The sequence below is a fragment of the Arthrobacter sp. P1_D4 genome (assembly GCF_056406115.1).
In genome coordinates this window covers 74,993-85,588 of the sequence record NZ_JBFUAU010000015.1, presented here as the reverse complement: position 1 = coordinate 85,588, position 10,596 = coordinate 74,993, and the positions used below count along the sequence as shown (strand labels likewise).

Sequence of the window (10,596 nt, the reverse complement as noted above, 5' to 3'; positions counted from 1 at the left end):
CACCCGTTCGCCACTAATCCCCGGYGCAAGCACCGGATCATCGTTCGACTTGCATGTGTTAAGCACGCCGCCAGCGTTCATCCTGAGCCAGGATCAAACTCTCCGTTGAAGTAAAACAGACACAACATGCGCCCCCGGGAAAACGGGATRCACACGCTGCACAAAATTTGAAACCAGCCAAAAACACCAGACCACACCACGGGGTGGCGGGCCCGGCAAATTCAACCAATTCAATACAATAAATTGGTATCAACAAACTTGGCACACTATTGAGTTCTCAAACAACAGACACACCCGGCACCACCACAACCAACCAAACAGTCAAGGATCGCTCCGGAGCAACTTTTCAAACTTACCCGATCTTGGAAGTCTTTGCAAATTCGCATTTCTGCGATTTACATTCATCCAAGAAGGTCCCCGCCGTTATTTAGCACGCAAATTCGCGAACCATTTTCAGGCTGTTTAGAAGGGGGTCGGTCGCTTTCTTTCCGCATCAGCGGCGGCGACTCGAATTACTTTACACGCCCGGAGGACCCTGCACAAATCGGCCCCCTGAGGTGTCCCCTGGCGTCACATTCCCCCGGATCCGCGCGGATTTCGGCAGCTCCCGCCGTCCCCAAGGGCCAGCCGGCCGCCGTCGGGCTTCTATGGAGTGGGTCACACGCCGCAGGTTCCGCCTGACAGAGAGGAGCCGTGCAACCTCCCAGCGAGCAGCCGCCTCCAAGCGACTGCCCGCCCTACCTAGCCGCCAGGTCCGTTGCGCCGGAACCGCCGCACTGGCTAGGGTTGATTGTAAGCATGCTTAGCATGTGCGTGGAGTGCACATTGTCCGCGCTGAGACCCCAACATCCGGAGGAGCATCATGACTGATCAGTACACCTTCAAAAACCCGGTAACAGCGTACGAACACATCTCACCCCCGAAGCAGAGCCAGCCAGAACCCGGCCTGGATGCCAAGCTGACCCCAAAGGCGGACCTGGGCGAGGACACATACCGCGGCACCGGCCGGCTCGAGGGCCGCAAGGCGCTCGTGACCGGAGGGGACTCCGGCATCGGCGCCGCCACGGCCATCGCGTTCGCACGCGAGGGCGCCGACGTCGTCCTCTCCTACCTGCCCGAAGAGGAGGAGGACGCCACCCGCATCGCGAACCTGATCGAGAAAGCCGGGCGCAAAGCGATCAAGGTTCCCGGTGACCTCAAGGACTCGGCGACGTGCCGCGAGCTGGTAGACACTGCGGTGCGCGAACTGGGCGGTTTGGACATCCTCGTGAATAACGCCGGCAAGCAAGTGGCGCAGGAGGACATCGGTGGGATCACCGACGAGCAGTTCGACCACACGCTGAAGACCAACGTCTACGCCATGTTCTGGCTGACCAAGGCCGCCGTGCCGCACCTGCCGCCCGGGTCCGCCATCATCAACACCACCTCCATCCAGGCCTACAACCCCTCGCCGACTCTGGTTGATTACGCCACCACCAAGGCCAGCATCAACAACTTCACCAAGGGTCTGGCCCAGCAGCTCGCCCCGAAGGGCATCCGGGTCAACGCGGTCGCACCCGGGCCCATCTGGACGCCGCTCCAGCCCAGCAGCGGGCAGCCAGTGGAGGCCCTGCCCGAGTTCGGCAAGGACACTCCCCTGGGCCGTGCCGGCCAGCCGGCAGAGCTTGCCCCCGCGTACGTGTTCCTGGCGTCCGCGGAGTCCAGCTATGTCGTGGGCGAGACGCTCAACGTCAACGGCGGCAGCCCCACGCCGTAGTCCATCGCCGTAGTCCGAGGCGGACGCGGGCGTAAACCGTGCGGCCCTTCCCCGCAGCGTCAAGCTGCTCGGGAAGGGCCGCTTTTCGTGGGTGTGACCCTAGGCCGTATCCGGGACTGGGGTCTGGATGAAGTTTCGCCGCGGGCCTATATTTTGCTTAATGGCAAATAGCGCGGTCGTACCAAAACGGGCGCGGCGTGTTCAGGAGGAAAACATGAGCCCCACACCTAAACAGCCTTTGACTGACGACAGCATCAAAGTCCGTCAGGTCAGCCATTACCAGTTCAGCTGGGTGGCGGGCGACCCCGGAAAGCCTGGCACCTGGACGCTTCAGCTGGTCCTTGATCAAGGGGCATGGGAAGAGCTCCTGACATTGGACGGGCAGGATGCCGAGAACCTGCAGGCGCTCCTTTCCGCGTCGGCGACCGTGTTTTACGATGTGCCGCGACGGACCCTGATGTTCGGGACCACAGCCTCGGGGCAGCACTAGTCGCTTCCGCCGCGCTATTCACTCCCTGCTATGGCACTGCCACCCTGACAGGATGGAACGATCTCTGGGCAGGCCGGCACTCACCGGGCCGACCTTTCGACCGTGCCACACTAAGAGCGTGACGACGTACGCGTTCCGAGCCGAGCTGTGGCACTACCCCGAGCAGGCAGGCTGGCACTTCATCACCTTGCCGCCAGACCTGGCGGAGCAGCTCAAGGACCAAGCCGCTCCGTTCCGGAAGGGCTTCGGTTCGTTGAAGGTGAAGGCCTGCATCGCCGGGCAGCGGTGGCGGACGTCGCTCTTCCCGGACAGCAGGACCAACTCGTATCTCCTCCCCGTCAAGAAGGCCATTAGAACCGCGGCCGGCATTCGCGCCGGCGATGAGGTGGACGTGGAAGTCGAGCTGATTCTGGAGGGCTGAAAACAGGGACTGGATTGCAGGGGTAACTACAGGGCGACCCGAACGCTTCTGCTGTCTGCTGAGACGCTGGTTGAAGGAACAGCTCACCGCGCCGGAGATGCCTCCACGAACGCCACTTGCGTGGCGTATTGCTGATAGAGCTTGACGGCCTCGTCGATCTCGATGTGACCGAAGTTCAGTGCGACCTGCAGCCCCTCCAGCTGGGCGCTGGCGGTCTCGGCTGCGCTCACACGGTCCGCCACGGAACGGGACGTGGCAAAGTTCGTGGCCAGCGCCGCGGCAACGGAGCAGATCACCGCCAGCAGACACAGCCCGCGCCACACAATCGAGTCGTCGGCCAGGTTGAAGATGTTCGCCACCGCTTCAGTGAACCCCGTGCCACCGGCGGCGGGGCCGACCGTGAACGCGGCGGCCAGCGCACTGCCCACGATGCTGATGCTGGCAAGCCGGGAGCGCCGTGGTCGTTCCCTGCCGAGGTAGGACTGAAGGTCCCGTTGCTTCTGGTCGATGCGGTTGGACAGCCTTTGCCGCGTATCGGATGTTTCGTCCATGATCTGGTCCCCGGTTCCCTCGCCGATCGTGTCCGCACGCCTGGAAGGTGGGACTGCCAACGGTCCACCGGTTCCCCAGGGTTCCCCAGCCAGGGCGGGATCTCCCTGCCCCGTGGCCGCTCTCCTCCCGAAACGCGCACACGTTTAGGATGCTCCCGCGCCAATGCGGGTGTCTAGACACTTGACCGACGACGCCGGTGTTCCGCGCCTGTCCGGGGCGGGGAACGGTGCCCCGAGGTTCTCCCGCCGCCGCTATTCGTTCGTCGGCGCCTTCACGTCAGCTCCCGCGTGCATGGCGGTCTCGGTGGGAGGCCGCCAGATGCGGTGGTCTTCGAGAAAGAGGTCCGCCGGTGGAGCAGCCACATGGGCCGTGATCCCCTGGGCGCGGAGCTCAGTCTCAAGTATGAGCAGCATCCTCTCCGCCATGCCTCTTGAGAGTTCGCCTTTGGTGTCGGTCACAATCATGGGGCCCAGTTCGGTCAGATAGACGTCGGAGACGTAGTTTGGCGTGTACTGGGGGTAGTCGCCAGTCATTTCGGCGGGGCTCAGTTCCTTGCCGTTCTGGTCCACCGACATAAAGCGCCCTGCCGCGGCATACAATGCCGCGGCCGCCTTGTCCTGGTCGTCGGTCTCGACAAGGAACGCGGGTGACGTTTCCCATCCGTCACCCAGTCCTTCCTCGTACCTCTCGCCCTGCTGGTCGAAGATGTCAGGTGCCACGGTTACGCTCACCGCGCTGTTTCCCTTCACGTTGCCGTCGTGGGCGATGGACGGGCTCGGCTGAGGACTCGGGGTTGAGGGTGCCGCACGCATGGTGGGCGACGTGAAGGCTTGACCGGGCTGTGTGGATCCAGAGCACCCGGCCAAGGCCAGCCCGAGAGCCACCACTACTGCCCCACAAAGTTGCCGTCTTGACATGTGCCCTCCCCCGGCGCCCACCAGCCGAGGTCAGTGTAAGCCACCCCCGGCGCGCAGTGTAGCTAGCTGGCGGGGTCGTACTGGAAAGCGCGGACCTCCTGCGCGCAACGGCAGGCGACCGCGATCTTCGCGGCCCACTCCAAGGCAGCTTCGTACGAGGGCAGCTCCAGGACCGAGTAGCCGCCTTCGAGCTGCGTCGTCTGCGGGTAAGTGCCCTCGCTCACGGTCCCATCGCCGTCGACCATGACGGGCGGGATGCCCTCATCGATGCCGCCGCCAAACACCCAGACGCCGGCATCCTTCGCCTCCTGGACGACCGCGTGCGACGCATCCGAAACAGCCTGCAGCTCTTCCTCAGGGAAGACCATGGCGGCACTCGGAAACGAGATCAGATACTTGGTCATTCGCGTCGACTCCTTCTTCGCAACACGGTGAATCGCGTTCATCCTCGCCGATGCCATCGTGCCGCGCAAGGATCTAGGCGGTCCCGGGGCCGTGACGGCGAACCTGGGACGTCACGCAGCACCCGATCCGTACGGACGCGTGATCGCCTCAAGGAAATGCCCGTCGGGATCCGCGAAGTAGACGCCGCGTCCGCCGTCGTTGTGGTTGATCTGCTGTGGGCGGGACCGTCCCGGGTCCGCCCAGTAGGGGATGCCCTCGGCCTGGATCCTTGCGAAGATTCCGTCGAAGTCCTCCTCGCTGACCAGGAAGGCGTAGTGCTGCGGGGCGATGGGCCGGTCCGCGGTGGCGAAATCGAGGGCCACCCCGTGGTCAAGGGGGACGGTCATGAAGGACCACATGGCTTGGGGTTCCGGCAGCCCGAGCACGTCGGCCAGGAACTTCGCCGACTGCCGCTTATCCGTTGCGTAGACGATGGTGTGGTTGAAAGCGACCGTCATGGCGACCTCCTCGGGTGTGGTTCTCTGAAACCATCTGACATCCGGCACGCTTCAGAATTCAAGAGCGCCAGCTACGTCTCTGGAACCTTCGTCCCATGGACGTAGCCCACCTAAAGCTGAGCTCCACAAAGGCACCGCACGACGTCGGGCCTGATCCCCGCCTCCCATGCTGGAAGCCGGGGTCAGGCCCGAGCGGTTACCTGCGTGTGGCTGCCGGGATTCGGTCAGCCCTGCAGGGACCGCAGGGACGCGTACGGTTCGCTGGGCAGGTTGCCTGCCATCCAGGGCCGGGTGGACCGGATGGGAGGGGTGTGGCCCCGGCCGTCGCGGACGACCGCGACGATGGTGGCGACGGCTGCGAAGACCAGGAGTCCGGCGAGCAGGATGGCGGCAAATTCCATGTGAAAAGCACCTCGGGCGAGTGATGGAGCTGGTTGTTGGGGCTGATGATGGATCAGGTTGTTGGGCCGGAATCCCGGGCGATCGGTGCGGGTTTAGTTTGCGGCTGGGGTTCAGGTTTCCGGTCCTTTTGTGGGGACATGTCCAGTTTCCGCACCCACCGTGTGAGCCACCGTGTGAGGATTTTCCGCTGTGGTTTTCCGCCCGCTTCCGGCACCCTTCGGCTCCGACCATGCGCCGGCCAAGCGCCGGTCAGGCGCCGTCGCTCCCCCGCCGCACGCCCGCCGTCGGCCCCTCCCGCGTGCCCGTTGGCGGCGTAGCATGACTGATATGGCCGAGACTTGGATTCGGCTCCTCGGTCCGCCCAGGATCGAGTCCGCTGGCACCACACCCCGGCAACCCCGGGGCCGCAAGGCGTGGGCTGTGCTGGCCTACCTCGCGCTGCAACCGGGCGGCACCGGACGGGCCCGGACGGCGGCCCTCCTGTTCCCCGACGCCGAGGACCCGCTCGGCGCCCTGCGCTGGAATCTCTCCGAGCTGCGCCGGACCCTCGGCGCGGATTCGGTGGGCGGCGACCCGCTGCGGCTGGTGTTGCCGGCCGGCTGGAACTGCGATGTGCTTGCCGCCCTGCAGCCAGCCGGCGACGCCGACCCCCGCACCTTCGACGGCGAACTCCTGGAGGGACTCGCCTTCGAAGAATGCCCGGCTTTCGAATCCTGGCTGGAGGACCAGCGGCACCGGCTCGAGAACTCCGTCCTGACGCTGCTCTACGAGGCGTCGCTCGCCACGCTGGCGGCCGGAAGGGCGGACGACGCCGTCGACCTCGCCACCCGCGCGCTGCACCTGGACCCCTTCAACGCCGACTGCCACGCCGTGCTGATCAAGGCCCTGCTCGCCCTGGGTGACTACCGGCGGGCGCGGGAGCAGGCCGACAAGTGCCGCGAACTCTACCGGCGGGAGCTAGGGCTCGGCGTGCCGGCAGAGGTGCGCCGGGCACTGGCAGATGCGGCGCCCGCCGCGGAGCCCGGGCTGCCGGCCAGTTCGGCCGCCGTGCGGTCCTACCTCGACGCCGCCGAGGCCTCGCTCTCGGCAGGCTCCGTGGACCGCGGGCTGGAGCAGTTGCGCCTCGCCGCCGAGATCGCGCAACGGACCGGCGACCACCATCTGCTCGCCGAATCCCTGGTCACCTTGTCCGGGGCGCTGATCCATCAGGCCGGCGGCCGCGGCGCCGAGGTGGCCGACCTCCTGCACAGGGCTTTGAAATCCGAGGGACTGGACCCTGAGTCGCTGGCATCGGGGGCACGGAACCCCGCGCGGCCGGCGTCGCGGGTGGCGGCGGCCGCGTACCGGGAGCTGGGGTACCTGTCGGTGCAGCGGGGCATTCCGGACCGTGCGGCCGGCTGGCTGGAGCAGGCGGCCCGGGCAGCGGACGGGTTCGACGACGAACGCTCCAGGATCCTGGCCATCCAGGGCATGGCAGCCTCGGACACCGCACACTACAGCGAGGCGCTGGCGGCCCTGGCCGAATCGATCCGGCTTGCCACCGCCGTGGGTGGCCGCCGTCTGTTGGCGTTCAGCACGGCCCTGGCCGGCCGGGTGCATCTGCTGCGCGGGGATTTGGAGCCGGCGGCTGACTGCCTGGACCGGGCCCAGGAACTGATCGCGGCCGAGCACTGGACGGCGTTCGAGCCTTTTGTCGCCGGGCTCCGCGGCGAGACGTTCCTCGCCGCCGGCCGGCTGGAGGACGCCGCTCCCCTGATCGACCGCTCGTGGGTGATGGCCGACGTCGCCGGCGACCACTGCTACCTGACCCTCGCCGCCGGGGCCAAGGCCCGGCTCAGCATGGCGCTGAATGATCAGGCCGCGGCCGAATCGTGGCTGAAGCGGGGGCTCGACACCACACCCTGGTATCTCTGGTACCGGGCGCGGCTGCTGGACACCGCCGCCGAGGTCGCGATCGACGCCGGCTCCCCCGCCGCCGGGGACTACGCCGACCGGCTGGGCACCATGGCCAGCCGCGGCGCCCTGCGCGAACTCGTGGTCCGGGCGCACTCGCACCGGGCGGTCCTAGGCGATGCCGCCGCCGCGGAGACTATCCCGTGGCTGGCCAAGGACATCGACAACCCGGCGCTCAACACGTACCTGGCGCGGCGGGGCCAGCTCTGACGCCGAGCGGCGCGTGCTGTGGCGCTGGGCGGCAGGGGCGAAAGACACTGCTGACTCGACGGGCGCCTGGTGCTACGGTAGCGAAATGTCAGCAACCTTGGTTCGCCCCAGACGCGGCAAAATCTTCGCAGGCGTGTGCGCTGCCTTGGCCGACCGTTTCGAAGTCCCCCGGGCATTTGTCCGGCTCGGGTTCATGTTCTTCGGCCTGTTCGGCGTGGGCGAGTTCGTCTATGTCGCGTTGTGGATCCTCATCCCCCGGGACGACTAGCCGCAGACTTGTGGTGCGGGACCCGGCGCCGGGAGCCCTGGCCGGCATGAGGATCGCGGCGGGCCGACGACGGCGGTGCCGCGCCGCCGTCGTCGTCCCTGTCTTGGAAGCACGGGTGGGTTAAACAAAAGCAGGGCCCGTCCGAAGACGGGCCCTGCTCGAAACCTAACGGTCCCGGGTATCTAAAAGGAAATTAGATAGCCTGGATGTTGGTGGCCTGGGGACCCTTGGGGCCCTGCTCGGTTTCGAAGGAGACCTTCTGGTTCTCTTCGAGGGAGCGGAAGCCGGAGGAGTTGATCGCAGAGTAGTGTGCGAAAACGTCCTGTGAGGAGTCATCGGGGGAAATGAAGCCGAAGCCCTTTTCAGCGTTAAACCATTTGACGGTACCAGTAGCCATTATTTTTGTCCTTCGTGAAGGTGGAGGAACTGTCCCGACTTTCGGGTCCTCCTGTTTGGGGTGCTCAAAACCGCTGCTTCAGAAGAACATGGGCTTTCGACCATGCGTACTGCCTGAACTACGAACTGCATAAACACAACAACAGGATCAACTGTACAGGAGATTTGTGCGGTGAATTACCACAGCCCCATCGAGCCGCCGTCCGCGGCAGCCCACCCCGCATCGCGCCGGCCGTCTGCGCGCCTTGCCTGTGCCGTGCCCGGCCGCGGGCATATCCTGCAGGAAGACCAGCCCGCGACCGTCCTTACCGGAGGAAGACCCATGGAAATGCCGAAAGCGTCCGACGCCGACAAGGAACACTTCCGCTCGGTGTTGCCTGATCATCCCGAGGTGGTCATCAAGCCGATGTTCGGAAACCTCGGGGCGTTCGTGCACGGCAACATGTTCGCCGGCCTGTTCGGCCCCACCATCGGCGTGAAGCTGGCCGAGGCGGACAAGGAGATGCTGGAAGGCACCGAGCGGACCGTTCCGTTCGGTCCGCCGGAACGCCCCATGGGCGGCTACACCGGATTGCCGGAAATCTGGAACGCCGAGGGCGACGGCGATGAGGCTCGGGCCAGGGCTCGGGTGGAGAAGGCTTATTCCTATGTGGCCGGACTGCCACCCAAGGAGCCGAAGGCTTCTAAGGCCCGGCCCAAAAGGTAGAAGGCTAGGGCTGAACAACATTCACGAGTTCTGACCGGCTGCCTGTTTCCAGGTCCTCGGTAAGGGCCAGCGCACCAATCTGGGGCAGTGATACTTATACTCCCGGGAGTTCTTTTCAAGCGGCGTCCAGTCGTAGACCTTGACGCAGTCGGTGTACGTGCCTGATTTCGTGGTGACGGTCTCGCCGGTAGCTACGGTGTCCCGCATGTCTTCCGCGTGACCAACGTAAAATTCCTGCCTGTAGGAGTCGCCGACGCGCTGCTCAGCCTTCATCCAGATACCGGCCTTCGGGCCGTCTTTTCCATGGAGAAAGCTGCCCGAGTGGTTCACCAACATTCCATTCGAGTAGTTGCCCACGTCCTCGCCGAAGTACCAGACGTCGCCGTATTTGTGTTGCGCCAGGTAATCCCGGGTTTCCTCTACCAACTGCCCGTTCTTGTACTCCTTATCCAGATAGACCACCGTCTCCACGCCCTCTATGGTCATGGTCTCTGGCAGGATTTCGATCTCGACCCTCTCGGTGACTCTTCCTTGCTCAGTGGTCTCGTACGTCAGTTTTTTGCCGACAGGGAGGGCGAAGTATTTATTGGTGATTTCAGTGGTGAAATCTGCCGGGTTGATCTGCGGGTTGTACTCCGCGGCCGTACTCCTTTTTGTGTTGTCGAAGACAAATAATGTCGCCCCACCAACAACTAGCAAGAGGACGATCACACCAAAGAAGATTTTGGTTCGTCGATTCATGACCGTTTCCACTCCTTCTGAGTAGAAATTCCTGTAGAGGGGTCAGAGCACCGGGGCTTGCCCATGGCCATAGAAAAAAGGTAGCGGTCCGCACTGAACCAGAACACCCTTGACGAACACCACGCTTGGAGACGCACCGCTTCCCCGTACCGCCAGCGAAGGTACGATCTGTCTCAGCGAGCGGGACACCGCCCGTCATTTTGCCAGAGTCTTTATGGGGGAGACCAAATGCTTGAATTGAAACGCATCTACTGGACGCGCCAATTACTCCGGTTGGCCATGGCCGCGTTGACGGTGTGGATCTTCGCCGCTGCCATCCTGTCGCTCGTGACGCGTTCCGGGAACCCAACTGGGGCACGACCACCCACGACCGTCGCGGCCATCTTTACCGGGATGTTCGACGGCATGCTGGCGGCCGTCGCACTTCCTGGCTTACTCGCCGTCGTCCTGACCATTAGCGCGTCGGTCATCCGGGCGAGGGACGTGAAGCGCCGCGACCCGGTCCGGCGCTTCAGCCGCCAGCAGCGCCGCGAAGGCATGTCGCGGGCAGAGGGCCAGTGCGAGATGGAGGCCGGTTTCCGCCGCCGTTGTTCCCGTCCTGCGGAACACGGTGACCATTTCTACCCGTGGTCCAAGGGCGGATCCACCAGCCTGCGGAACTTCGTCGCCGCGTGCAGCAGCTGCAACCGCGCCAAAGGCGCGCGGATCCCGTCGCCAGGCCAGCAGGAAAGACTGGAACGACGACGGCGGACGTACGTAACGGCTGAGGATGCGGTCGCCGTCGGGGAACGGCAGTCTCTCCCGTAGCGACATCCTGCTGTCTTCCGCCATCTGCTATCTGCCGGCCCACGTTGCAACTCCTTGTCCGCAGAAAATGTCCGC

Annotated in this window: 14 protein-coding genes and 1 rRNA gene; 7 read left to right on the top strand and 8 right to left on the bottom strand. The window is 64.7% G+C overall.

The genetic code is table 11. The annotated features are described in order from the left end of the window. Positions 1–109: ribosomal RNA gene (locus AC1D0A_RS15520) — 16S ribosomal RNA — on the bottom strand; the annotation flags it as partial. Positions 110–862: 753 nt separating this feature from the next. Between AC1D0A_RS15520 and AC1D0A_RS15515 the strand changes: the two genes are divergently transcribed. The 3 genes from AC1D0A_RS15515 to AC1D0A_RS15505 all read left to right on the top strand — a co-directional run bounded on the left by AC1D0A_RS15515 (position 863) and on the right by AC1D0A_RS15505 (position 2,667). After that, positions 863–1,756, top strand: a complete 894-nt coding sequence (locus tag AC1D0A_RS15515; RefSeq protein ID WP_476946233.1) for an SDR family oxidoreductase — start codon at positions 863–865, stop codon at positions 1,754–1,756. 214 nt (positions 1,757–1,970) lie between these two features. Next, positions 1,971–2,246, top strand: a complete 276-nt coding sequence (locus AC1D0A_RS15510) for a hypothetical protein (protein ID WP_476946232.1) — start codon at positions 1,971–1,973, stop codon at positions 2,244–2,246. A gap of 118 nt (positions 2,247–2,364) precedes the next feature. Then, positions 2,365–2,667 carry a DUF1905 domain-containing protein gene (locus AC1D0A_RS15505; protein ID WP_476946231.1) on the top strand — a complete coding sequence of 101 codons (303 nt, stop codon included), beginning with the start codon at positions 2,365–2,367 and terminating at the stop codon, positions 2,665–2,667. A gap of 83 nt (positions 2,668–2,750) precedes the next feature. Here AC1D0A_RS15505 and AC1D0A_RS15500 read toward each other — a convergent pair whose 3' ends face one another. From AC1D0A_RS15500 to AC1D0A_RS15480, 5 genes are all read right to left on the bottom strand, one after another. Beyond that, positions 2,751–3,218, bottom strand: coding sequence for a hypothetical protein (locus AC1D0A_RS15500; RefSeq protein WP_476946230.1), 468 nt, complete (start codon positions 3,216–3,218; stop codon positions 2,751–2,753). A 252-nt stretch (positions 3,219–3,470) separates the two neighbouring features. Then, positions 3,471–3,950: a hypothetical protein gene (locus AC1D0A_RS15495; protein WP_476946229.1), complete on the bottom strand. Its 480-nt coding sequence runs from the start codon at positions 3,948–3,950 to the stop codon at positions 3,471–3,473. Between the two features lie 248 nt (positions 3,951–4,198). Further along, positions 4,199–4,540 (bottom strand): YciI family protein, encoded by a 342-nt coding sequence (locus tag AC1D0A_RS15490; RefSeq protein ID WP_243182014.1) that lies wholly within the window; start codon positions 4,538–4,540, stop codon positions 4,199–4,201. A gap of 111 nt (positions 4,541–4,651) precedes the next feature. Continuing rightward, positions 4,652–5,038: a VOC family protein gene (locus tag AC1D0A_RS15485; RefSeq protein ID WP_476946228.1), complete on the bottom strand. Its 387-nt coding sequence runs from the start codon at positions 5,036–5,038 to the stop codon at positions 4,652–4,654. A 224-nt stretch (positions 5,039–5,262) separates the two neighbouring features. Beyond that, a complete protein-coding gene (locus AC1D0A_RS15480) occupies positions 5,263–5,439 on the bottom strand; it encodes a hypothetical protein (protein ID WP_476851686.1) in 177 nt (58 codons plus the stop codon). 319 nt (positions 5,440–5,758) lie between these two features. On the opposite strand from AC1D0A_RS15480, the gene AC1D0A_RS15475 reads away from it, so the two are divergent. Both AC1D0A_RS15475 and AC1D0A_RS15470 read left to right on the top strand, forming a co-directional pair. Next, positions 5,759–7,603 (top strand): BTAD domain-containing putative transcriptional regulator, encoded by a 1,845-nt coding sequence (locus AC1D0A_RS15475; protein WP_476946227.1) that lies wholly within the window; start codon positions 5,759–5,761, stop codon positions 7,601–7,603. A gap of 85 nt (positions 7,604–7,688) precedes the next feature. Next, on the top strand, positions 7,689–7,871 hold the full coding sequence (locus tag AC1D0A_RS15470) for a PspC domain-containing protein (RefSeq protein ID WP_028275253.1): 183 nt from the start codon (positions 7,689–7,691) through the stop codon (positions 7,869–7,871). Between the two features lie 193 nt (positions 7,872–8,064). On the opposite strand, the gene AC1D0A_RS15465 is transcribed toward AC1D0A_RS15470, so the two are convergent. Continuing rightward, complete coding sequence (locus tag AC1D0A_RS15465; protein ID WP_011690916.1) at positions 8,065–8,268, bottom strand: cold-shock protein; 204 nt, start codon at positions 8,266–8,268, stop codon at positions 8,065–8,067. Positions 8,269–8,589: 321 nt separating this feature from the next. Here AC1D0A_RS15465 and AC1D0A_RS15460 point away from each other — a divergent pair, with 321 nt between their 5' ends. Further along, a complete protein-coding gene (locus AC1D0A_RS15460) occupies positions 8,590–8,973 on the top strand; it encodes a TfoX/Sxy family protein (RefSeq protein WP_476946226.1) in 384 nt (127 codons plus the stop codon). A 21-nt stretch (positions 8,974–8,994) separates the two neighbouring features. Here AC1D0A_RS15460 and AC1D0A_RS15455 read toward each other — a convergent pair whose 3' ends face one another. Next, positions 8,995–9,714 carry a hypothetical protein gene (locus AC1D0A_RS15455; protein ID WP_476946225.1) on the bottom strand — a complete coding sequence of 240 codons (720 nt, stop codon included), beginning with the start codon at positions 9,712–9,714 and terminating at the stop codon, positions 8,995–8,997. A 228-nt stretch (positions 9,715–9,942) separates the two neighbouring features. Between AC1D0A_RS15455 and AC1D0A_RS15450 the strand changes: the two genes are divergently transcribed. Then, complete coding sequence (locus tag AC1D0A_RS15450) at positions 9,943–10,521, top strand: HNH endonuclease (protein WP_476946224.1); 579 nt, start codon at positions 9,943–9,945, stop codon at positions 10,519–10,521. Positions 10,522–10,596: the final 75 nt, after the last annotated feature.